General features: G+C 40.4%; 23 protein-coding genes. 12 read left to right on the top strand and 11 right to left on the bottom strand.

What is annotated here, in order from left to right; translation table 11 throughout:
* Window positions 1–2: 2 nt before the first annotated feature.
* Window positions 3–362, bottom strand: coding sequence for a VanZ family protein (locus D5018_RS08060; protein WP_165905020.1), 360 nt, complete (start codon window positions 360–362; stop codon window positions 3–5).
* A gap of 182 nt (window positions 363–544) precedes the next feature.
* Here D5018_RS08060 and D5018_RS08055 point away from each other — a divergent pair, with 182 nt between their 5' ends.
* The gene (locus D5018_RS08055) at window positions 545–1,030 is read left to right on the top strand and encodes a YajQ family cyclic di-GMP-binding protein (RefSeq protein WP_121838496.1); all 486 of its coding nucleotides are present in this window, start codon (window positions 545–547) and stop codon (window positions 1,028–1,030) included.
* Between the two features lie 48 nt (window positions 1,031–1,078).
* On the opposite strand, the gene D5018_RS08050 is transcribed toward D5018_RS08055, so the two are convergent.
* The 3 genes from D5018_RS08050 to D5018_RS08040 all read right to left on the bottom strand — a co-directional run bounded on the left by D5018_RS08050 (window position 1,079) and on the right by D5018_RS08040 (window position 4,457).
* Window positions 1,079–1,336 carry a hypothetical protein gene (locus D5018_RS08050; protein WP_121838495.1) on the bottom strand — a complete coding sequence of 86 codons (258 nt, stop codon included), beginning with the start codon at window positions 1,334–1,336 and terminating at the stop codon, window positions 1,079–1,081.
* Between the two features lie 228 nt (window positions 1,337–1,564).
* Window positions 1,565–1,717, bottom strand: a complete 153-nt coding sequence (locus D5018_RS21660; RefSeq protein ID WP_165905019.1) for a hypothetical protein — start codon at window positions 1,715–1,717, stop codon at window positions 1,565–1,567.
* Window positions 1,718–2,966: 1,249 nt separating this feature from the next.
* Window positions 2,967–4,457 carry an FMN-binding glutamate synthase family protein gene (locus tag D5018_RS08040; RefSeq protein WP_121838534.1) on the bottom strand — a complete coding sequence of 497 codons (1,491 nt, stop codon included), beginning with the start codon at window positions 4,455–4,457 and terminating at the stop codon, window positions 2,967–2,969.
* Between the two features lie 161 nt (window positions 4,458–4,618).
* Between D5018_RS08040 and D5018_RS08035 the strand changes: the two genes are divergently transcribed.
* The 7 genes from D5018_RS08035 to D5018_RS08005 all read left to right on the top strand — a co-directional run bounded on the left by D5018_RS08035 (window position 4,619) and on the right by D5018_RS08005 (window position 9,361).
* Window positions 4,619–5,368: a ferredoxin--NADP reductase gene (locus D5018_RS08035; protein WP_121838493.1), complete on the top strand. Its 750-nt coding sequence runs from the start codon at window positions 4,619–4,621 to the stop codon at window positions 5,366–5,368.
* An 11-nt stretch (window positions 5,369–5,379) separates the two neighbouring features.
* Entirely contained in the window at window positions 5,380–5,982 is a 603-nt protein-coding gene (locus D5018_RS08030; RefSeq protein ID WP_121838492.1) for a glutathione S-transferase N-terminal domain-containing protein, read from the top strand.
* A gap of 46 nt (window positions 5,983–6,028) precedes the next feature.
* Window positions 6,029–6,247, top strand: coding sequence for a YgjV family protein (locus tag D5018_RS08025; RefSeq protein WP_121838533.1), 219 nt, complete (start codon window positions 6,029–6,031; stop codon window positions 6,245–6,247).
* Window positions 6,248–6,341: 94 nt separating this feature from the next.
* Window positions 6,342–7,274, top strand: a complete 933-nt coding sequence (lhpI, locus tag D5018_RS08020) for a bifunctional Delta(1)-pyrroline-2-carboxylate/Delta(1)-piperideine-2-carboxylate reductase (protein ID WP_121838491.1) — start codon at window positions 6,342–6,344, stop codon at window positions 7,272–7,274.
* An 81-nt stretch (window positions 7,275–7,355) separates the two neighbouring features.
* Window positions 7,356–7,889: an RNA polymerase sigma factor gene (locus tag D5018_RS08015; RefSeq protein WP_121838490.1), complete on the top strand. Its 534-nt coding sequence runs from the start codon at window positions 7,356–7,358 to the stop codon at window positions 7,887–7,889.
* Window positions 7,886–8,404 carry a hypothetical protein gene (locus D5018_RS08010; protein WP_121838489.1) on the top strand — a complete coding sequence of 173 codons (519 nt, stop codon included), beginning with the start codon at window positions 7,886–7,888 and terminating at the stop codon, window positions 8,402–8,404. Before D5018_RS08015 ends, D5018_RS08010 begins: the two co-directional genes overlap by 4 nt.
* 12 nt (window positions 8,405–8,416) lie before the next feature.
* Window positions 8,417–9,361 carry a DUF4097 family beta strand repeat-containing protein gene (locus D5018_RS08005; RefSeq protein ID WP_121838488.1) on the top strand — a complete coding sequence of 315 codons (945 nt, stop codon included), beginning with the start codon at window positions 8,417–8,419 and terminating at the stop codon, window positions 9,359–9,361.
* 170 nt (window positions 9,362–9,531) lie between these two features.
* Here D5018_RS08005 and rsuA read toward each other — a convergent pair whose 3' ends face one another.
* Window positions 9,532–10,266 carry a 16S rRNA pseudouridine(516) synthase RsuA gene (gene rsuA, locus D5018_RS08000; RefSeq protein ID WP_121838487.1) on the bottom strand — a complete coding sequence of 245 codons (735 nt, stop codon included), beginning with the start codon at window positions 10,264–10,266 and terminating at the stop codon, window positions 9,532–9,534.
* Between the two features lie 10 nt (window positions 10,267–10,276).
* Here rsuA and D5018_RS07995 point away from each other — a divergent pair, with 10 nt between their 5' ends.
* Window positions 10,277–10,909 (top strand): glutathione S-transferase family protein, encoded by a 633-nt coding sequence (locus D5018_RS07995; RefSeq protein WP_121838532.1) that lies wholly within the window; start codon window positions 10,277–10,279, stop codon window positions 10,907–10,909.
* 95 nt (window positions 10,910–11,004) lie between these two features.
* Here D5018_RS07995 and D5018_RS07990 read toward each other — a convergent pair whose 3' ends face one another.
* The 4 genes from D5018_RS07990 to D5018_RS07975 form a co-directional block, all read right to left on the bottom strand.
* Window positions 11,005–14,286: an AAA family ATPase gene (locus D5018_RS07990; protein WP_133309253.1), complete on the bottom strand. Its 3,282-nt coding sequence runs from the start codon at window positions 14,284–14,286 to the stop codon at window positions 11,005–11,007.
* A 193-nt stretch (window positions 14,287–14,479) separates the two neighbouring features.
* Window positions 14,480–14,977, bottom strand: coding sequence for a DUF4447 family protein (locus D5018_RS07985; protein ID WP_121838485.1), 498 nt, complete (start codon window positions 14,975–14,977; stop codon window positions 14,480–14,482).
* Between the two features lie 371 nt (window positions 14,978–15,348).
* On the bottom strand, window positions 15,349–15,813 hold the full coding sequence (locus tag D5018_RS07980; protein WP_121838484.1) for a hypothetical protein: 465 nt from the start codon (window positions 15,811–15,813) through the stop codon (window positions 15,349–15,351).
* A gap of 104 nt (window positions 15,814–15,917) precedes the next feature.
* A complete protein-coding gene (locus tag D5018_RS07975; RefSeq protein ID WP_121838483.1) occupies window positions 15,918–16,373 on the bottom strand; it encodes a hypothetical protein in 456 nt (151 codons plus the stop codon).
* Window positions 16,374–16,642: 269 nt separating this feature from the next.
* Between D5018_RS07975 and D5018_RS07970 the strand changes: the two genes are divergently transcribed.
* The 3 genes from D5018_RS07970 to D5018_RS07960 all read left to right on the top strand — a co-directional run bounded on the left by D5018_RS07970 (window position 16,643) and on the right by D5018_RS07960 (window position 20,791).
* Window positions 16,643–18,220, top strand: a complete 1,578-nt coding sequence (locus D5018_RS07970; RefSeq protein ID WP_121838482.1) for an alkaline phosphatase — start codon at window positions 16,643–16,645, stop codon at window positions 18,218–18,220.
* A gap of 14 nt (window positions 18,221–18,234) precedes the next feature.
* Window positions 18,235–20,055 (top strand): alkaline phosphatase, encoded by a 1,821-nt coding sequence (locus D5018_RS07965; protein WP_121838481.1) that lies wholly within the window; start codon window positions 18,235–18,237, stop codon window positions 20,053–20,055.
* A gap of 70 nt (window positions 20,056–20,125) precedes the next feature.
* Window positions 20,126–20,791 carry a hypothetical protein gene (locus D5018_RS07960; RefSeq protein ID WP_121838480.1) on the top strand — a complete coding sequence of 222 codons (666 nt, stop codon included), beginning with the start codon at window positions 20,126–20,128 and terminating at the stop codon, window positions 20,789–20,791.
* Window positions 20,792–20,833: 42 nt separating this feature from the next.
* Here D5018_RS07960 and D5018_RS07955 read toward each other — a convergent pair whose 3' ends face one another.
* Window positions 20,834–21,232 (bottom strand): SMI1/KNR4 family protein, encoded by a 399-nt coding sequence (locus D5018_RS07955; RefSeq protein ID WP_121838479.1) that lies wholly within the window; start codon window positions 21,230–21,232, stop codon window positions 20,834–20,836.
* 119 nt (window positions 21,233–21,351) lie between these two features.
* Window positions 21,352–23,436 carry a M13 family metallopeptidase gene (locus D5018_RS07950; protein ID WP_121838478.1) on the bottom strand — a complete coding sequence of 695 codons (2,085 nt, stop codon included), beginning with the start codon at window positions 23,434–23,436 and terminating at the stop codon, window positions 21,352–21,354.
* Window positions 23,437–23,482 lie beyond the last annotated feature (46 nt).

The raw sequence follows: 23,482 nt of genomic DNA, 5'->3' as shown, positions 1-23,482 counted from the left end.
GTTCAACCTTGTCTAGCAAGCTGAGATTTTAGTTTATGGTAACTCATTAATGCTATATAAAATGCGGCAACGCCTGCTAAATCAGCAATGAAATCGGCAAGAGATGCGCTACGGTAGGGAAGGAAGCCCTGAATCACTTCGATCAATAAAGCATAGGCGGCCAATGCAGAGGTGAGCCAATACCATTTTGGCTTAAATGCACCATAAGTTAACCAAGCTAAAGCAAAGAAACTACCGAAATGGCCAACTTTATCCATGTGCTCAAAACTACTTTGGCTGTATGTTGGACGCGAAAAAACTAAATAGCTAATCACCACAAAGCAGATAACAAGTAAGCATTTAAAAATCAGTGAATACTTCAACTAAGTCTCTCATGTAGGAAAGTGTCGGCATTTATTATATTTTGCAGCGGCCAAAAGGCAATGAATTGATTTTTATTGTGAATAAATCCTTTCAAAATTACGATTGTTTAATGGAAATACTCGATTCTCAAGCAGCAAGCTTTTATACTTTTCAACAATTATATTCTTAGTGAGAAACCATTATGCCATCTATGGATATTGTGTCGGAAGTAGATAAAGTAGAACTTCGTAATGCGGTCGATAATGCTAAACGTGAGCTATCCAATCGTTTTGATTTTCGTGGTAAAGAAGCGAATATTGAGTTGAATGATTTTGTGGTAACCCTAACCGCTGAAGATGATTTTCAATGCAAGCAATTGGTCGATATTTTCCGTATGCAAATGAGTAAGCGCAATCTAGATCCTGCGGCTATGGATGTTGATGAGACTGCTGTTCACTTAGGTAAGACGTTTTCGCTAAAGGCACGCTTTAAAGAGGGCATTGAAACCGATATCGCTAAAAAGTTAGTAAAACTGATTAAAGCCTCTAAGTTGAAAGTTCAAGCGCAAATACAAGGCGATAGCCTTCGAGTGACAGGTAAAAAACGCGATGACTTACAAGCGGTAATGCGTTTAGCAAAAGAATCTAATTTAGGGCAACCGTTTCAGTTTAATAATTTTAGAGACTAGTCTATAACGCACCAGCGAACGCTGGTGCCTATTGATTTATTTAGTGATCTACTCATTTTCTTTGGCGCTTGAGGAGTTTGATTTAAATACTAAAAGTAACCCTTTCTCAATAAAGTTGAGTACCAAAACCAAGGCGATAACAGTAAAAGCAATGGCTGTAGCATTGGATGAGGACCCAGATTGAAAGCCATAATTAGAGTCAATCAAATAGTTCACTCCGAGAAGTAATAGCCCGATAATGATAAAACCGTATCTTGCTTGGTTACTTAATTTTCTCACTTCAGTTTTGAAATCATCTTCACTCATAAATCATCCTTAATTTTGAATCGTTTAGTGTGTGTTGTTTTAGGGATATGTTTTCTTACTACATCTTGAGTATTAATTTTGAATATTTATTAAGCTATCGGCTTTTATCAATGATAGCAATAGGCTATTTAGAGGGAAAATTAGAATTTGGAAGGGGTACTAAAACATAAGCCGAATCCTCAGAGAATATTCGGCTTATGATTACTTGAGCTTTATTGTATGAAGTTATTAACCCTTTAGTTTGTTTATCTCTTCGTTCACTTCATAGCCTTTATCTGTGATGATTTTCTCTAATACCACTAACCGATGTTTGATGCTTTCAACTTCATCAATGAGCTTCATTTTATCGCTGCTATCTATTTTTGCTTCAAGCTGTTTCATTCGTAAGCGGTACTTGAAAAGTCAGCCCCGAAGATGGCGAAAAAGACGATGGTGACAATGATGATGTTACTAATATCACTAATATTCATATTATTCCCTTTAATCATTGTAAATTGATTTATCAAAAGCATTAAGCAAAAATTGAGCTAGAAAATGAAAACCCTTTAAGTGCTGGTTTTTATTGGCTTTCGTCTCCATCGCATTGAATAATAAACGTTAATACTTGGCTTTTTCATCACTAATTAGTGATTTTTACCATTGTTCATCGGATGGGCTTGGTGTTATTACCTATGCACAAGCTGAATAATTTCAGGGATTGATATCTGCCTTTAGGTGTTTCAATTTCACTTCATTTGAGCATTTTGAACGCTTTTTAAAGGCTTTGAATGACTCTCGCTTAATATTCCTTCTGTATGTGGATATGGTTGACCTATCCACATCATAGTCTTTTGCAATGGTTTGGTCTGACTCGTAGCCAAGGCGAGTTTGAATCTTGCTTTTGTCATCGGTGGTCAACTGACGATCCCTTTTGGATTTTTTGCCTTGTTTTTTAAAGGAAGGAATATTGAGAGTTCTTCGAATATTGGCGACTGTTGTATCACTGATACTATACTCGTGATACTTGAAGATGCAACTTTCAGGGCTTGTTCAGCGTTGCATTATTCTAGGCGTGAAAGTGAAGAACTAGCGGGCTAATTTAAGCTTTCACAACAAAGAAGAATCAATGCTGAAAAGCCCACGTAGTGCGAGTTTAATTGTCATTTATACTGCGTTACTTTCCCTTGTAATAGAATAACTGTTACTACAGGAAAGTGCCTTGCCTAAATGGCAATTAATTCTCGCTGAAATCCTGCATCTTCAGGTATCACGAGTATATACTCACTCGCAATGGTTTGATCGGGTTGCTTACCTAACATTGTAATAAATCTAATTTGCTGAACTTTTAAGAGCTTCCTGAACTTTTTTGAGGCCTGCTTTGCCGTTAATACCTTTTCGTCGCTGATCGCAGCTGGAATTGCAGCTTCTACTGTTTGGGAGCCAAATAATCACGAAAGATCAACACGCCCTAATATCCATATTATTCCCTTATAAGTGTTATACCAATTACAGCAACTGGTATTAGATTGACATTGAATAACATAGCAATATTGATGCCTAAATAAAAACGCCTGATTTTCAGTTGCTTATGAAAGTCAGGCGTTGGTGATATGAGGTTGATTTGCTAAATAATTACATGATTCATCAAATGTTAGCGGTTTAAACCAGCATAATATTTATCCAGTTGAACTGATAAACCGTTTTCCATCACAACTCTTACGTGCTTCCTGTTTAACTCTCTTGGGCTTGAGACTCCGCAAGAATGTGCAATCAGTTCGATGTCATGGTGTAAGTTGTCATTGTAGTTAGCAACTCGCTCAGCTTTATTTTTGGGATCAAGGCCAGCTTGAAGTTTCGGGTTATGAGTGGTGATCCCCGTTGGGCAAGTATCCTTATTACAGTGTAGGGCTTGAATACAGCCAAGGGCAAACATATTCCCTCGAGCAGAAGCGATGAAATCAGCACCGATTGCTAATGCCCAAGCCACTTTTGATGGGATAATTAATTTACCCGATGCTATCACTTTTATACGAGGGCGTAATTGATATTCGTCGAGGGTATCTACCAAAATCGGCAGACCTTCTTTCAATGGTAATCCAACATAGTCAATCAAGGGTTGCGGTGCTGCACCTGTTCCGCCATCGGCACTATCTACAGTGAAAAAGTCAGGCGCACTCTCAATGCCTCGTCGCATGATTTCTTCACAAAAGTCAGTAAGCCAATTAACATCACCTATCACTGCTTTTACGCCTGTAGGTTTACCAGTAACTTCTCGAACATGTTGGATCATATCTAAAATATCACCCACATTTTTAAACTCTATGTGGCCGTTGGGGCTAATTGAATCTTCTCCGACCTTGATACCACGAATACGGGCAATTTCTTCAGTTACTTTTCTACCGGGTAAAATACCGCCTTTACCGGGCTTAGCGCCTTGGCTGAGTTTGATCTCAAACATTTTTACTTCATGGTGAGCGGCAACACCTGCTAATTTCTCATCATCGAGGTGCCCGTCGAGGTTTCTCACGCCATATTTGGCTGTACCAATTTGAAAGACAACGTCGCAACCTCCGTCAAGGTGATAATCCGATAAACCGCCTTCACCTGTATTCATCCAACATCCAGCTTTCGCGGCACCATTTGAAAGGGCTAATACTGCTGGCTTAGATAACGCACCAAAACTCATTCCTGATATGTGGCAAATTTTAGCAGTGGTATATGGGTGCCTGCATCCTTCACCTATGGTTAAGGGCTGGCTGGTGGCTAAGTCTGATTCCAACGTGGGGAAAGCCGTGTTCATAAACATGATGCTACCTTCGGTTTCTAATAACCTTGTAGAACCAAAGGCCAATGAACGATCCACTTTTTTAGCGGCTCGATATACCCAACTGCGCTCAGCACGGTTAAAAGGCATTTCTTCACGATCTTGGGAGAAAAAGTATTGCCTGAAAAACTCCCCTTGGCGCTCGAAAAGATAACGAAAGCGGCCGATGACAGGGTAGTTACGGCGAATGGCATGTGTGGTTTGGGTTTTATCGACAATGTACATGTAAATAATAACGAGAACCCCAAGGCCGACAGCAAGTAAAAACAAGCTTCCTAAAAGATCGAGCCCGCGAGCTATCCAATCAACATGTTCCATCATATTTGCCTCCAAAATGCGGATACTGGAATGAAGTAAAGGTAATTCTAATTAAAGAAGTTTCATTAACTATAATCCTTGGATTGAAGTTTGTGTATTTTTTGCACCATTTACTTTATTTTATGTATTAGAGCCTGCCCTAGTGATATAAGGAGAAGCCTATGTGGATAACAGGTAAAGTGGTTGAGCGAATCGATTGGAACAGTAAGTTGTTCTCGTTAAAAATTGACGCAGAGCTGGCACCATTCATAGCAGGACAATTTATTAAGCTAAGTGAAATACATGATGGAAAACGGGTGGCAAGAGCTTACTCTTTGGTCAATCCCCCTCAAAGTCGTTACTTAGAAGTGTTAGCGGTTGAGGTGGAAGAAGGGCAACTGTCACCAGTATTGCAAAGCCTTAAAGTGGGCGATGATATTGAAGTCTCAGCTACCGCTGCTGGCTTTATGGTGTTAAATGAAATCCCAAGTGATGAGTTGCAAGGCAAACACCTTTGGTTTTTAGCAACAGGCACAGCCGTTGGGCCATTTATTTCTATGATGGAAACCGATGAACCTTGGCAGAGGTTTGAAAAAGTCGTACTCGTTTATGGAGTGAGAGCTGTCGAAGACTTGGCTTATTTAGAACAACTTAAGTCGCTTCAAACGAAATACCCAGATCAATTCAAACTCATTTTATCGGTTACGCGTGAGACATATGCTGGTGCGATTTCGAGTCGTATCCCTCAAGCGATTGTTTCTGGTGAGTTAGAGCAATTAGCTGGAATTGAATTTTCTTCCCAAGATTCTCAAGTGATGATTTGCGGTAACCCTGATATGGTGAAGGATGCCCAGCAATATTTGTTTGATAAAGGTTTAAAAAAGAACTTGCGTAGGGCACCGGGGAATATTACCGTAGAAAAATACTGGTAGAGGAGACAATCATGGCAACTCTTTTGTACTCTAACGCTTCACCTTATGCACGCTTACCTCGAATTTTATTGCATCACTTTGATATCACCGATATTCAAGCCGTTATTTCTAACCCATTTGAAAACCAAGATATTTTAATTTGTGCCAATCCCTTAGCTAAGATCCCGTGTTTAGTGTTTGATGACGAAACGGGGATCTATGACAGTGAAGTCATTTGTCGCTATTTGGATGCAACTTATGGAGGCAAACAGTTATTTTCTCAATTGAGTAATTGGTCTCAACATACTCAGGTTTCGATGCTTAAAGGCTTGATTGATAGCACGGTTGGTTTAAGGCAAGAGCAGATGCGCGAAGAAGAAGGCGTTCGTTCTCCATTTTGGACCGAACGGTTTGAAAAAGCCATTTTACGTACAACCCTTTATATTGAAAAAGAAGCCATGGTTATTACTCAAAGTAACAGCTTAACCATTCAGCAAATATTACTGGTGACGGCTTTAGATTATATTGAATTTCGTTTTCCAGATTTAGATTGGGTCAGCCATTGCCCAAAATTGGATAATTGGTTTAAATCGATTCGAAATCTCGCTTGTTTTGAACAAACTCGTCCTTGTTAGTACTTTCAATATTTAGTAGGGGGTAGATGTGGAGTTACTCACTTCAATGTCGTTAGTTGAGTTTATTGGTTATTCTGCATCAGTCATGGTAGCGGTATCGCTGATGATGAAGAACATTGTCTGGCTGAGGACTTTAAATTTTATAGGGTGTCTCTTATTTGTCATTTACGGCATTGAAATTCAAGCTTGGCCAGTGGCTGGAATGAATGCTTTTGTATGTTGCATCAATGTTTATCATTTAGTGAAGCTATATAAAGAAACCTAATATTAATTACTGTAATTGGTATAAGAGGTTAATTGTATACAATTTGAGTTTATCTGGTTAATCTAAGGCTAAAGGTTAACCAATAGGTCATCAGATGAAGCTCATCAATTCCTCTCAAGTAAAACAAGCGCTGACTTTTCCTGAACTCGTTGGTGCGCTTAGACAAACCTTTTCTTCTTCCTTTGGTATGCCGCAACGTCAAGTATTTGAGTTATCGGATAAAAATCATGACGCCTTTGCTGTGCTGCCAGCATGGAATGAAGAAGTGATGGGGGTAAAGTCATTTACTTATTTGCCTGATAATCCTGCTCATTTGAAATCTATTTATGCACAAATTTTGTTATTTTCTCGAACAACAGGCGAGCCGCTGGCGGTCGTCGATGGTACAGAAGCCACCTATTGGCGCACAGCGGCAGTATCGGCATTAGCCGCAACCTTTCTTGCCCCTGCTAAAGCTGAACGATTGTTACTGTGTGGTACCGGAAATTTAGCCTCGTATATGGCGTTAGCTCATGCCAGTGTTAGACCAATTAAAGAAGTGAAAGTATGGGGGCGTAACGCCAGTAAAATCCAAATCGTGGTTGAACAAATCAAAGCTGAAAGACCTGATTTACATGTTTCTTCCGAAACAGAATTAACACAACAAACGGTCAGTTGGGCAGATATTGTCAGCTGCGCCACTCGTTCACCTAAGCCGCTCTTTGATGGGGGTTGGGTCAGTGAAGGTACTCACGTCGATTTAGTCGGTAATCATTTAAAGAATGCTAGAGAATGTGATACTGAGTTGATGTTACGCTCAGAGGTTTATGTCGATGCCAAAATCAATACCTTTGCTGAAGCGGGAGAGTTGCTGATCCCTTTGGCTGAAAAAAAATTTAATTTAGCTCAGGTGAAAGGAGAGTTAAGTCAATTGTGCAAAACAGAAATTGACGGTAGAGCTTCAGACTCGAACATTACACTGTTTAAATCAGTAGGTACAGCTATCGCTGATTTAAGCTGTGCTCACCTCGTTTATCAAAAAAACTAAAAAAATTTTCAAACCCTTTAAACCTTTTATGGTTTAGTACCTGTCTAATTATCAAATAACGAAAGCATTCAAGGAACGCCAGTGCTTGCACTGCCAGAAGACATCGAATTATTGGACAAAGAAAACCAGTGGATAGCCCTCGCTCAACGGGGCGATCAACAGGCGTTCCATCAATTGTATTTGATCCATCATCAAAAAATCATGGCATTGGCAATGAGGCTAGCTGGTGATCCTCGCCAAGCTGAAGAGATCACTCAAGAATGCTTTGTTCGTCTGTGGCATAAGTTGCCAAGTTTTAAAGGTGACAGCCAGTTCTCAACTTGGTTACATCGATTATGCGTCAATCACGCATTGAATATGCTTAAAACACAAAAGAGCTTGTGGGCACGCTTTTTCAATATTGATTCAGCACCAGAACAAAGCTATTTCGATGAATATCAAGCATTGGATAAGGTGATTTTAACCTTACCCGAGCGAGCACGGTGGGTATTTGTTCTGCATGCGGTGGAGGGCTATCAACATAACGAAATTGCCGAAATTTTGAAGATTTCTGAGGGAACCAGCAAGGCTCAATACCACAGAGCCAGAGCATTATTGAAGGAAAAACTTGCATGAGCCAACTGACAGACAAGCAATTAGATGACTTGATTAACGGCTTACCAGAAGAAATGTCGGTAAGTCCGAATGTATGGCAAAAGGTACAAGGTGAGATCAGTCATCAACCTAAGCCAAATAGTTCCAAATGGGTACCTATGACACTAGTAGCTAGCTTGTTACTTACGGCAGTATTGAGCTGGAAGTTATTTGATCATCAATCATTGCTTTCAGTTCCGGAGCATAACACTAATACTGCGATGCTTGCTTTGATCGACAATGTGGAACAAAACCATCAACAACAAGTGAGTCAATTACAGCAAACCATTAAGCGGGTGGCATGGCAACAAGTACCAGAATTTTCACCTTTTAAAAAAGGCTTAAAGGAGTTAAGACAAGCCATGCAAGAAGTGATTAATCAATTAAAGTTGCAACCACAAGATAAGCAACTATGGGACTTATGGCTTTGGATGCAACAGCAGGAATTAAATTTGCTCGGTCAGGAGCAACGAGTACAACAGATTGAATCAATATGAGGATTTGTCATTATGAAACTGATAAAAGCAGGGATATTAACCTTAACTACCATTTTAGCTCCTCTGTCAGCAATAGCAGGACAGGAAGTAAATAAAACTTTGGATGCTTCATCAAATCCTCATATTGATATCAATGTGAAGCGAGGGAATGTAGAAATTAATACGTGGAATAAAAACCAAGTGAGGGTGAAAGGATCACTGGATGAAAAAAGTGAAGGCTTAATTTTTAAGCGAGATGGTAAGCATATTCAAATAGAAGACAAGATCCCAGATCGCTTTAATGGACGCGATAAAGATGGCAGTCAGCTAGTGATCATGGTTCCTACAAAATTAACTCTAGATGCTGAAGGTGTTAGCGCAGATTATCAAGTAACCGGCTTGCAAGGTGAGATTAGTGTTGGCAGTGTCAGTGGCAATATTGATGCGAGTAAATTAACGGGAGACATTGAAATCAATAGTGTCTCTGGTGAGATGAAGTTAAAGGGATTGCAAGGCAAAGCTAAGGTAAATTCAGTATCAGGGGATATTAAAGATACAGATAGCAAAGCTAAAACTATTTACAACCTTGTGAGTGGTAATTTAAAAGCGCACAGTCAAGGTCAAGCGATTGAGGTGCAAACCGTATCAGGTGATATTGATGCCACTTTCCCTAAAGTAACCAAATTAGACATAAAAACGGTCAGTGGTGATGCGAACATTCAATTATCAAGTAAGGTAGAAAAAGTTAGAGGAAAAAGCGTAAGTGGCGATATTGATTTGCACTTTGGTGCAATGCCTAACTTAAGCTTTTCCATTAATGGTGGACCAGGCGGTAATATTAATAATCACCTTACCGATGATAAGCCGAAGCGCAGTCGTTACACCAACTCTGAGTCCATCGAGTTCGTTACTGGAAGCGGTGATGGCAGCGTGAGAATGAGTACTATCAGTGGCGATTTAAGCCTTAGCAAGAAATAAAGTAGATGCAGAAATAGAGGCAATAGTGCAATAAGACAACCGTCCTTGACAGGATGTTACGGTCGTCAGCACAAGGATGTGTGCTTCTGTTGGCGTTTGCACTATTGTCTCTGGCAGAATGAACACAGCTTCAAGCATTCAGATAAAAAAGTTATACGGATTAAGGATTATTACACCACAGAAGCAATTTCTTCATCTGACAAATAACGCCATTCACCGACTTCTAATGCTTCATCTAATTCAATATGTCCAATGGCTTCACGGTGCAGGGCGATGACTTTATTACCCACGGCAGCAAACATGCGTTTTACTTGATGATATTTGCCTTCAGTGATCGTCAGTAAGCAGGTCGTTTCATCCAATATTTCTAACTGAGCAGGTTTCGTCAGTCCATCTTCGTTTCTGAGTTCTATGCCTTTGGCAAAAGTATCGATTAAATCTTCTGTTAAAGGATCAGCGACTTCTACCCAATAACGTTTACCGCAGTCTTTTTTAGGTGAAGTGATTTTATGTGACCATTGACCATCGTCGGTGATCAAAATTAATCCTGTAGTATCAGCGTCCAATCGGCCTGCGATATGCAGTTTGTCGATTTTGGGTACATCAAGGTAATTTAATACAGATGGATAGACTTCATCCACATTGGAGCAAAGCGTGTCCATTGGCTTGTTCATCATGATATAACGGACGGCAACCACCCTCAGAGGCTGATCATCAAAGCACACTTCCATATCTTCAGTGACTTTAAAGCTTGGATCTTTTACCACCCTATCGTCAACGGTAATATCGCCAGTTTTCAGGGCTTTTTTGGCTTGGCTTCGGGTAAGGTCGGTGGCTTCGCAGATAAATTTGTCTAATCGCACAGTAATTCGATAAGGTAGTCTGAATTTATTGCATTTTAACATGGGGCTGGCTTTGATTACATTACACGGAACACCAAAAAGTCGTGCGTTACGAGTTTCTTGGTTGCTTGAAGAACTAAACCTTGATTGGACGTTTTCCTATTTAGACTTTTCAAAGGGAGCCAATCGTTCCCCTGAATATCTTGCGCTAAATCCGAGTGGCAAAATGCCCGTCCTGCAAGATGGTGATTTGGTGATAACCGAATCAGCGGCTATTTGTATGTATCTTGCTGAAAAGTACGGTCACGGTAAACTGTTACCCAAAGCAGGAACGCTAGAATCAGCCAGACACCATGAATGGATCAGTTTCATCATTACTGAATTTGAGCAGCCATTATGGAGCATGGGCAAGCACAAGTTTGCTTTACCTGCTGAAGTGAGGATTGCTGATATGAGAAATACAGCGATATGGGAATTTAATAAAGCGGCAGAACTTGCCGAAAATAAGTTACCAGATAGCCTGTATTTATTGGGTGATGAGTTAACAGTAGCGGATATTTTACTGGCACAAACTCTATTATGGGCACAGGTGTTTGAGCAAACCCTGCCGCCTAAATTGACGGCCTATTTTGAACGGATGCAGCAGCTACCAAGTTTAGCTAGAGCGATTGATAAAGCCAAAGCTAGCATTCCGGAAGAAACTTAGCGCCCACTTGAGGCAAATATAACTCATATCAAGGTTAACTAACCTTAGCTCTGTATAACGCAACCAAGAACATTATGGTTTCTACAGGATTGAGGTTAACTATAAATATTAGAAGGTTTTTCCCCAACTTGATTGCAACTTTGAATGGCTCGTTCAAGTCCAATAATATCCCATTTATAGCGAGCGTTATCGGCCTTTACATGGTTGCTAAGTACAGTGAGTGTTTGGCTTATTTTCATAGGTCCTTTGTTAACAATATCCAAAATAGTAGAAGAAGGAGTGTCGGAGTCTTTATATTTGTTATCCAGGAAGCTGATTATATCATCTTCTTCTATCGTTCGGCTGAGTTGAACTATAGAAACAACAGGTAAGTCGTAGTCAGGTAATTTATCTAAACGACAACTTTCATCTTTAAAAATAACAAGCAAAGTATTATTGGATAGCTGAGAGGCAAGATTTAAAAAATGGATAAACAAATTGGGTAAATCGGCTTCGCTGGTGTTTCTGATAATCTCTCCCAAATCTTCAATAATTACTAAGTTAGAGGGGTAATCCCCACATTCTTTGAGAGTATGATCAAATGTTATCTCAGGACGATATAGCCCCTGAGGCATAAAATCACAGTGTACAAAGCCTGTGCTCTCTTTAAATAAGTGTCTAGCAATTACTTTTTTTCTTGCCCCAGCCGGAGCTTCGATAAATACGACGCCACACTTTCCAATAGTATCTTTAAAGTCCTCGATGATAAACCTCATTTCAGTAACACAGGATATCTCTTTAGCAGTCATAAATTCACTGTGTTTTAGAGCGCAAAAATGTTTTTGTAATAAGTCCCTTCTTTGCTGTTGTACTTTTTCAGGCTGGTGATCACCGCAAACTAAGCTCATGTTTGTTAAACGAATCTTTGTATTTGATTGAGATAAGGGCTGATTATGTTGAGCATGCTTAATTGCGTTTTCGATTGTACTGATGATTTTTGCCGTGCTGCGTCCTGCCATTATGCATGACAACAGTTCAATATTAACTTGGGAAATATCTAAATTAGGGGACTCGTTGGTAAGAATTTCTAACTTTGCTCGTATTATGGCTTCTACAGATTTTACTTCAGGATTTCCAACATTTAAAAAGTAATCAAATCGACCATCTCTAGTTAATGAATCAGAAAAATGATCGGGTGTTTTATTGGTGGTAAAGATCACCATAAAATCCGTTGGTGATTTTAACGTCAAATGTTCTGAAGGTTTACTATCTGCCTTTAATGGTTGGGTGAGGTTATGAAAAAAAGTTTCGCACGCTACTTGGGAATCTGTGTATTCTCTTCCTTGAGGAACAACTAACCTATCAGCTTCATCTATAAGGTAGACAATCATATCGTTCCTTGAAAATTCATCTTCGGCTTTGCAATCAGATGCTTGGGTACCTCTTCTGAAAGCCTTTTCTAAAAGTTCTGTTGTTTCTTTAGCCGTTGAACCAAGTAAACTTGTAGCCTGTAACCTCACAATATTATCATTTGATTTTGCAATGCATTTCGCGATGTTATTTGCAAAGTGCGATTTACCATTCCCCGGTTCACCCCAGATAATAATAAAGTTTTTAGGCGCTAACTCTTTTAGTGAAAAATGTGGTGATAGGCAGTCTTTTGCCACTCGGCTTGCCAGTTCATCAAACCCTATCAGTCCCTTAATTAAAGATGCCGATAATTTTGGGAGAATACTTTGAGACAGTGGGGCGCCTTCCAAAATAGATGCATCACTACTGGTACATTCCAGTCGAGTTTGCTCTTTCATCCAGTATGCGATTTTGTCACATTTGCCTACATCATTATGTTCCGAAGTTGTTTCATCTATTTTTAGAATTTTTATCTCTAGCATGCCATGGGTATATTTATGGAAGGAATCAAGGGGGACGAGATACGGCATGCCTACTTGTATTGGAACTTGAGACAGCTGTTCTTTAATAAGGGCTTCGATTTCTAGCCTGTTTTGCTGTGGTTGAATTTGATACACCTTGTGCCAACTTACTTCAACTTGAATGTAGCCAGCTACAGGCAGTTCTTGTGTGTGTGCTTTCAAGTGTAGCATCATAGATTCTCTTGGCAGAATACAGCGCGAACATCCTATTTTCTTTGTATCAATGTTATAAATTGGTGCTGCTTGAAAGATATAGCCTGTTTTTGTGTCTTGGACTACAAGCTGCTGCTTCGTTGAAGCCTGCTTTTCTCTCATGAGAAGTTTTCTATATGAGGACTGGGGAAGCCTTAATTGGTTGTCGTTACTGGATTTGTTTTCTGTCGTCGCACTTATAAATAAGTCAGTGCTGTCATGTGATGGTTGATACCATAAATGGCGTTGCTCAGGTGTCGGAGATACCTGTATGTTGTCATGTTTGAGCCTTGCGAATACTTTAACGGTATCTTGACTGTTACTGGTGTCGTTTTCTTGTTTATTTTCAGGAGTCTGTATAGGTTTTTGTTCAAAAATGGGCGAGGATAGTGTTACCTGCAGTTCAAGCCATGCAGTTTTAACAGGCATTGTTGTATCTGGATGTTTTAAAATTGTAGGCGCTGTAATCCGTACAGGGTGTGATTCAAAAATAGGGGCGCCCTCAACCATAATCTCAAATAACTCAGTAAACGCTCGATTATTGTTGCTTCCCTCATAAATAACGCCCGAATTTACATCATCAGGGTTTAACACTTCAGCTCTAACAAGAACTTTGTCGTACTCAATAATTCTCTGTTGACTCTCAGATAAAAGCACTTCGTTGTTTTGTATTTTAAGTAACCCTTTTGTATTTGGATTAATGATTATTTCTGAGCTCGCTAAATATGGATTTGCAATGACTAGCAGGCACACGCCATTGATATTTATCCTGAATTTATTTCCAGAAGAGCTAAACGTCTCAGATGGATTTAATAATGCGGCATCTACTTGGCTGATAATTGAACAAAGTGCGTATTCTGTTTCTGAGAACACATTTTCAGAAATCTCATCTCTCGTTACCAATGTCGCACGTATTGTTTTATGAGAAGGAGCTGATTTATCTGACTGTGCTATTTGATGAGCTTGAGCGGAATTTGAATGTGTTTGTTGAGTGTGTTTTTCGCTAATATGTGAGTTTTTTTTATTATCAGGTTGGCGGCAGGTGAGTTTTATCTTTTGCTTAGGCAACTTTTTTTGAGGATGGCTGTGAAAGAGGCGAATAGGCAAAGCGTTTCTATCGGTGTTTTTCTTTTTTGAATTTATTTTTAACCTATATAGAGAAGACGTTCTAGCACGAGAGCAATGGTTAAACTCTGATGATTGAACTGACGAAAATGGCGCTGATGTTGTGTCACTCGGTAAAGTGGGAGATGTAATAGGTGAGCTTGTTGCCAATTCGATACCCTCTAAGTTGATAAAAGGAACTTTATACGTTTAAAGCCTGCTTGTCTTTGGCAACAGATTGTTTATTAAGCTTAAATTAAGATTTTTCGAATTTTTTTACGAGGGAAGAACTGATTTTTGCTCGAAATGAGGGAATGATTATATGAAATAGGGCGCTTAAGAAGGCCCTATTAATGATATTAGATTACAGTTGAGTCGCCGCCCATTTAGCACGGCTTTCTCGGCTTTCAGATAAGCCATTCTCAGCACGGTACGCTTTATAAGCTTCAGGATCTAATGCAACCAGTGCCACATCCACTTCTTGCAGTCGACATTCTTGCTTTATACGCCAAGCAGCGGTGTTATAAAGCTCGGTTAAAGGTAATGAACTTAAAAACTCCGGATTATACTGGGTATAAACCGCTTGGGTTGGGTAAACCACAAAGGCCAAACGACGCTTGGGTTCTTTCTTAAATAATTCTTCAATGCCTTCACAGGTGTTAAACACTTGCATTTCAATCACATCGTCGATGTCGAGTAAGGTTTTTTCCGCTTTTGCATCGATGGCTGATTCACCGGTTTCCCATGCTTGCACTAGCTCAAGTGATTGCTTGGTTAAATCAGCCACTTGTTGTTGAGATAAGCCTAAAGATAGACGCAGTGTTTGAACTTCAATTGCATTTAACGCAGCGAATTTTGCCATTGTTATAACCCCTTATGAAAACTGAGGCATTATATACTTGTGCTAAAAAAATATGCACAAGTATATGCAAAAGATATTAGAGCCTGTTGCTCTTTCAGGCTTAAATTTTGTGCTATTTGAGCGCTTTCCGTTCAAGGCGTGAGCAGTGAAGCTTAGTAATCTAAGTAAGCTGATCACAACACAGAACAGGAAGTGCTCAAAAGCATCGAATACAGCGTAAATTGGCTACTTCTGCTGCGTTATCGTTTGTTTATGTTGAAACGAAGTAACGACAGTTGCGTATGTCGGTAGTAACTACACTTCACAAACTCTGCCTTGCATAAGATAACCAATTTATCGCTGCAAAAATAAGCTCGAAAGATCAACAGGCTCTAACTTGGTATTTTTGAATGGGTGCTCGAAGTTAAACGGTTATTCCTTGCTTTGCAAAAAATGATGGCCAGAGCTGTGCCAAAAAGAAAACCAATTAAAAAAATAGCCGCTGCCAAGGTATCAGATTCAGTTTGGGTGAGACCTAATTTAGGGCCATAAATTTGTGCTACAACGCCACCAACACCTCCTAATACTGTACATACTGCCCATGAACCTGCCGCAAAGCCACATAATGTAAGTTTGGCATTTTTACTTCTTGTTGGAGTTGTTGGGATTGAGGAGGTTATATGAAAAGCACTGCGTGGTGCCTTATTATCTGATCTACCTTTATTTATCTTATAGTTATTGCCATCGATGGCTTGATAAGACGCCTCCTCTATACCTTGATTACTTAAAAAGAGAAGTTTCTCTCCGTTGATACATGTGCAGTTAGGCTTAAGCAGGCTTTGAATTTCAGACGACATAATAAACTCTGGAAATTTAAAAGTGTTAAGAATTGTTAATCAGTATTTATTCGCACTTAAGATAAGTGCACGAGTAGAGATGAAACAAATGGGAAGTTATGTTTTTAAGCATTACTACCAGGGAAATTGTTTCTACTTGTCATTTTACATAAGAGCACGGTTAAAGTTACGCCGATGATAAAAGCGGCAAAAATAAGTGCTACTCCTGCAAGAGTGCTCTCGAAATCGTTTAGACCAAGTTGGGTGCTAAAGTGTTTAATCAGAGCACAGCCAGCACCACCAACTCCTGTACTTATAGTTATAGGAGCAGCTACTAAGCTAAATTTCTTAGTATAATGGCTGCAGTTACTATCCGGAGTTTTCGGCTTTTGTTGGAGAAACCCCTTCACTACAACTTTTTGTTCAGCTAGATCAGAGTTGTTACAATTATAAGTTTGTTTGGTAGGCTGTTGAATCGTATGACCGAGTAGCGGTTGTTGCTCTAGTTTACCCTTATTTAGAGGGGGAAAAGCAGAGTTATCTGCCGCAGCAATAAGTTCGCCATTAACTGGTGCTGCCATATTAAACACCGTGCTGTTGATAAATGTTAATAAAATTCTACTCTTTCATTTATCGAATTTACCAATTAAAAATTTTTCATTAATTTTGTTTAAACTCATTATCTTATCTTTGGATTCCATTGTTGAAGAAATGGCATTTATCATTTGGGTGTAAGAACTCATACATTTTTCTGTTATTAAAAACTCATATTTCATTCTCATAAATGCAACATAGTCTCCTTAACTTATTGCCCGTTAGATCTAAAGCTCACCAGTAATAGGATGAAATTATGAATGCGAAATGGGTAACGGTTCCCGCAGCATTGGCTTTTGCTGCTTCAGCTCATGCTGCTGTATTGCCAAAGCATCAAATGGAAAACAATTGGTACAAAGATGGACAAGACCAATTGGTTAAAAAGCTGAACTTAAAAACAGGATTAAAAGCGAAAAATGTGATCTTGTTTGTTGGTGATGGTATGGGAGTGTCGACTCTCACTGCGGCTCGTATTTTTGAAGGGCAAATGAATGATAAGCCGGGCGAAGAAGGTTATTTAAGCTTTGAAAAATTCCCTTACACGGCGCTTGTAAAAACTTATAACGTAGATGCACAAACACCTGATTCTGCTGGCACTATGACGGCAATGATTTCAGGTTTAAAGACTGATGCGGGTGTGATTGGTGTCGATGAAGATGTGGTTCGTGGCCAATGTGACACTGTCAAAGGCAACCAAGTAGCGACAGCCGTAGAACTGGCTGAAATTAAAGGCTTATCAACAGGGGTGATTTCTACTGCTCGTATCACTCATGCTACTCCGGCGGCCACTTACGCAAAATCTGTAGATCGTAACTGGGAAGACGTTTCAGATATTAAAGATGAAATGGCCAAAGATAAGTGTGAGGACATTGCTTCTCAGTTGGTTAATTTTGAAAAGAACTTAGAAAAACGTTACCTAGGTATTGATGTCGATGGTATCGATTTTGTCATGGGTGGCGGTCGTCGCCATTTCTTACCAAAAGATGCAGCAGCGAATTCAGCTGATGCCCGTAGTGAAGTAGAAGGTGACCGTACCGATAACCGTAACTTAGTGACGGAATGGCAAGAGAAGTATCCACAAGGCACTTATGTAATGGATCAGAAAGGGTTCGATGCTATTGATGTAGCTAAAGCCAGCAAAGTTTTCGGTTTATTTAACGAAAGCCATATGCAATACGAAGCGGATCGCAAGAACGATAAAGCCGGTGAGCCTTCATTATCTGAAATGACGGAAACCGCTGTTAACTTTCTTAAAAAAGATAAAGACGGTTTCTTATTAGTGGTTGAGTCTGGTCGTATCGACCATGGTCATCATGCGGGTAACGCCTACAACGCCCTAAACGATACCGTTGAGTTTGCGAAAGCGGTTCAAAAAGCCGTCGACAATACTAACCCAGAAGAAACGCTTATCTTAGTTACAGCCGACCACAGCCATGTATTCACTATTGCTGGTTATCCAAAGCGTGGTAATCCAATTTTAGGAAAAGTGGTTGCCGTAGGTGAAACTGAGCCTACAAAAGCAGCAGATGGAAAACCATACACAACGCTTGGTTACGCAAACGGCCGAGGCTTTATGGATTTAGGTACAGAAACCGATGCCGATGCTGGTTATGGACAAGACATTCATAAAGATGGACGTGTTGATCTTTCTAACATTGATACAACGACACCGGGATTCCACCAAGAAGCTACGGTACCAAAGAGCAGCGAAACTCATGCGGGTGAAGATATCACTCTGCACGCCACAGGCCCAGGTGCTCAGCTAGTACAAGGTGTGGTTGAACAAAGCGACGTATATCACATCATCAACAAAGCGCTTGGCTTAGATAAATAATCGAGGATATCAAGATGAAATTATTAACGAAAATATCCATTCTTGCGACCTCAGTAGCCTTGGCTGCGTGTAATGGCGATGATGGTCAAAATGGTACCGATGGTAAGAATGGTCAAAGTTCATTTGTACTGCAAACAGTTGTGCAACCGGGTCATGCTGTTTGTGCAAATGGTGGTATTCAAATCGATTCGGGCTTGGATAAAGACGGTAATGGCAAGTTAGATGCTGGTGAAATTACCTCTACCACTCATCAATGTAAGCCTACAAAAACCTCATTAAGCCAGAGTGATTTATTAACTAACGCCAATAACAATTGGTATGTGCAAAGTGCGAAAAGTGTAGAAGACGCGAAGCAAATGGCACTGAAGGCTAACAATGAACGTGGTGGAGCAAAAAATGTCATCTTATTTGTTGGTGATGGCATGGGGGTCTCTACCGTAACAGCTGCGCGTATTCGTGATGGTCAAAACAAGGGCATGAAAGGCGAAGAAAATAACCTTAGTTTTGACAAGTTCCCATTCGCGGGTTTGGCTAAAACTTATAATGTTGATGCACAAACGCCTGATTCAGCAGGCACAATGACGGCTATGATTTCTGGTGTGAAAACAGATGTGGGTGTACTTGGGGTAGACGAAGACATTGAGCGTGGAAACTGTACAACCGTTTCTGGGAACGAGTTAGTGTCTGCAATTGAGTTGGCTGAAATCGCAGGTCTTTCTACTGGTGTTATCTCAACCGCGCGTATCACTCATGCTACGCCAGCAGCCACTTATGCCAAATCGGCTGACCGTAACTGGGAAGATATTTCTGATATGCCAGATGCGGCTAAAACAGCTGGCTGTAAAGATATTGCCGATCAGTTAGTTAACTTTGAAACTAACCTAGAAGCCCGCTATGACGGTTTAGATGTTGATGGTTTAGAAGTGGTTATGGGTGGTGGTCGCCGTCACTTCTTACCAAAAGATGCTGCAGCAAACTCGCCTGATGCACGAAGTGATATTGAAGGTGATCGCACAGACGGTCGTAACCTAGTCAACGAATGGAAAGCCAAATATCCAAACGGTGATTATGTGTTTGAAGATGACGGTTTCCGCGCTATTAACCCTGAAACTGCTGAGCGCATCTTTGGTTTGTTCAATGAAAGCCACATGCAATATGAAGCCGATCGCTCGAACGATGTTGCTGGTGAACCTTCATTAACTGACATGACAGAAAAGGCTATCAAGCTGTTAGATAACAATGACAAAGGTTATATGCTGGTGGTTGAATCAGGCCGTATCGATCATGGCCACCACGCAGGTAATGCTTACAATGCATTAGAAGACACGATTGAGTTTTCGGAAGCGATTGAAAAGGCGGTGCGCATGACTAATCCTGAAGAAACCTTGATCATTGTTACCGCAGATCATAGCCATGTATTTACTATTGCAGGCTATCCTAAGCGTGGTAACCCAATCTTAGGCAAAGTAGTTGCAATTGGTAAAACTGAACCTGAGAAAGCCGCTGATGACAAGCCATACACCACTTTAGGCTACACCAATGGTCGTGGCTTTATGGACTTAGGTGCTGAAACGGATGCTGATGCTGGTTATGATCAAGACATTCATGCTGGTCGTGCTGATTTGACGGATGTTGATACTACAACACCGGGTTTCCACCAAGAAGCTGCAGTACCAAGAAGCAGCGAAACCCATGCTGGTGAAGATGTTGGTATCTATGCAAAGGGCCCATCAGCGCAGTTGGTGTCTGGGACAAACGAGCAAAGCATCATCTTCCATGTGATGGAGCATGCTATCGATCTTATTAACAAGGCTGAAACGAAACTGAAACCTTAAATTGATAAGTTGTATTGCAGATAGTATGTTAACGCCCACGACATGTGGGCGTTTTTATGGATGAAAAACAATGAAAAAGATACAAACATTATTGTTGCTAGCAGGTATGACTTTTAGCTCAGCTCAAGCCATTGAAGTATGCAGTAACCATGAAATTGTTGGCGTAAAGTATCAAGTCTCAGAGATAAAGAACGGCAAGCAAACATCCAAGCAAGTGAATGTATGGCGGAATAAAAATGCTGTGTTATATGAATATCCACAAACTCGAATTGCTGAATATTGGTATAAAACCCCTAATGCTTCGAAAGAGTTTCTTCAACTAACCCGTTACTTTGATGAATTCAAACGCGGCATTGAATATCAAAGTAAAGAAATTCGCAGCAATAATAAACAGCAGCATTGGAATCGTTTGTACCATGTGTTTACGCCCAAACGATTAGCAAAATATCAAAAATCAATGACTAAAGGTCAAACTTGTACACAAGTGAGCCACTACCATATTCCTAATACAGTTAAGCAAGTTGAATGGTTAGAGCACTACCAATTGCCAAAGTCTTTCACCTTAGGGCAAAAAGGCAGTACTTATCAATGGACGTTAATTGAGCTGGTTTCAGAGCAGAAACAAGTGCTAAGCCGTTTTAGTAAAAGGGGGGAATTTAAAACCACTGATTATGCCGATGTCGGCGATAATGAATCCGATGAGTTTTTATCTCAGATGATCAATCAAGGGTTTTAGTTTTTCAGCTGAAAGAGAGCGAACATCGCTCTCTGAATAGGATTATTCTCCTAACCACACTTCTTCAATCCAGTCCCAAAGTGTTTCCCATTGAGCGGTCATTCTGCCATCTCGCCAAAAATGGACTTGCCCCACTTGGTCGATACAGTAAAAATCGTCCCCTTGCTGACAAATGGCAATCATTTCTCTTGGTAACCCGATAGACCACGCATAACTGGTGACTTCAGGTAAGTATGTATGAGTAGACGGATCGGCAGCGGTTACTGGTTCGAGATGACCAAATAAAACATCACTTCCTTCAAGCAAGTAGGTTTTTAAATCTTGAGGAAGCGGGATTAAGATTTGTTCTTCAATTTCAACCAACTGTTCAAAGGTTGGTAACTCAAGTGGGAACGTAGTTTGCTGGTTGCGTTGTTGCAGTTTTTCTAAAATATCATTCATAAGTTGCGAATATCGGTGTTATTGATTTTGCATATTGGCAGCAAAGCTATCATTCCGATAACGGTTTAGCAAAAAAAGCCGCAACATGTACGGCTTTGATACAGGTTCTGCGAGAATTATTACCAAATTTTGACTCGCTTATCGGGTGGAAGATACATTTTATCACCCGGCTTCACGTTAAAGGCTTTATAGAAAGCAGGGGAGTTGGACAGTGCCCCTAATGAACGAAACTCAGGTGGAGAATGAGGATCGGTAGCAACACGATTTCTTGCCGCTTTCTCTTTAAGTTTGGCTCGCCATATTTGAGTAAATCCAATAAAGAAACGTTGATCTCCAGTAAGTCCATCAATGATAGGCGCAGGCTTGCCATTCAAGGATTTTTTGTAAGCTTTATATGCGATAGTAATTCCTGATAAATCCCCGATGTTTTCTCCTAAGGTTAATTTGCCGTTCACATGCAAGTCTTTAAAGACATAGTAGCCATTAAATTGATCAACCAGTTCCTTAGTGCGCTTATGAAACTCACTCAAATCGTTCGGTGTCCACCAGTTTTTCAAATTACCGTCGCCATCGTACTTAGAGCCTTGATCATCAAAGCCATGCCCCATTTCATGACCGATAACCGCGCCAATGCCGCCATAATTTACCGCATCGTCAGCAGCCATATTGAAAAACGGTGGCTGCAGAATCGCAGCAGGGAAGACGATTTCATTCATGGTGGGATTGTAATAAGCATTGACGGTTTGTGGTGTCATAAACCACTCACTACGATCGACGGGTTTGTTTAATTTAGCGAGGGCTTTTTGGTGACGGAGTACCGCTGAACGTCGAACATTGCCAACCAAGTCGTCCGGTTTTATAACCAGTTTGCTGTAGTCTTTCCACTTATTCGGATAACCAATTTTCGGAGTGAATTTCGCCAGTTTGTCACGTGCTGCTGCCTTCGTCGTGGCGCTCATCCACGTAAGTTCATCAATACTACTTCCATAAGCATCACGAAGATTTTCAACCAACTGTTCCATTCTGGTTTTGGCCTCAGGCTTAAAGTGTTGCTTGACATAGACTTTACCCACGATCTCTCCTAACAGGCCATTTACCGCTGAAACACCACGTTTCCAGCGAGGCTCCTGAGCTTCTTGACCGTTTAGGGCTTTAGAGAAAAAGTTAAAGTTTTCTTTTACAAACGGTTCAGATAGCAGGTTGGCTGAATCTGATAGACTATGCCAAGTTAAATAAGTTTTCCAATCACTGAGGCTTCGAGATTGGATTAATTTTCCAAGGCCTGAAATAAAGCTCGGTTGATTGATAATGATGTCTTTTTGTTTATCAGCGCCCAATGTTTTGAGGTAACGCTTCCATGGAATTTGTGGTGCAAGCTCATTTAAGTTTTTAGTTTGATACAAGTTGTAGGTTTTGGAGCTGTCACGAGTTTTCACCTTATCCCAATGCAACTTAGCGATGGCTGTCTCTAGCGATAATACCGTTTGAGCACTGTGGCGAGGGTTAGGCAGTTTAGCGAGTTCAAACATGGTTTGAATATGTTTGAGGTAGGCATGGCGTAGCTCAACAAAGCGTTTGGTTTTATCGAGATAATAGTCTCTATTTGGAAGGCTTAGACCTGATTGCCAAATGTGCGTGGCATAACGGTTGGAATTTTTGGCATCGACATCAATGTAAAATGCCATAGGACTATTGCCACCGTGGATTTGACTTTGGGCAAAATAGTTCACTAATTGATTTTTACTCTTGATGGCATTAGCGCTATGAAATTCAGGAAAAATGGGACTAAGACCAAGGGCGTTTAGTCGCTGAGTATCCATAAAGGAGCGATATAAGTCTGCCATTTTTTGCTCATCAGATCCGGGTTTAAGGTTTGGTTGCTTGGCTGTATTTTCTATGATGGCTTTTACATCATCTCTGGCATGCTCTCTTAAATCATAAAAAGCGCCTATGCTGGTTCGGTCACTTGGGATTTTGGCGTCTTTGAGCCAAGTACCGTTGACATAAAGATAAAAGTTATCCTGAGGACGAACGCTTCGGTCAAAGTTTTTAAAATCGATCCCCGAGGTCAAAACTTGATTATTGTTGAGCAAGTTATTAGATGACGGAGATGGCGATTGAGTGTTTATAGTCTTATCATTTGCACAAGCCGTTAGGCCTAATATAATCGAAAGGGTGATGCTGCTTAGTAGGAGATTTTTCATTGAGTGATCCCTAAGAGCTGATTAAAATTGCACTCGCTACGCTAGC

Source organism: Parashewanella curva, assembly GCF_003675895.1.
GTDB classification, from domain to species: Bacteria; Pseudomonadota; Gammaproteobacteria; order Enterobacterales; family Shewanellaceae; genus Parashewanella; species Parashewanella curva.
This window is presented reverse-complemented; position numbering and strand designations above follow the sequence as displayed.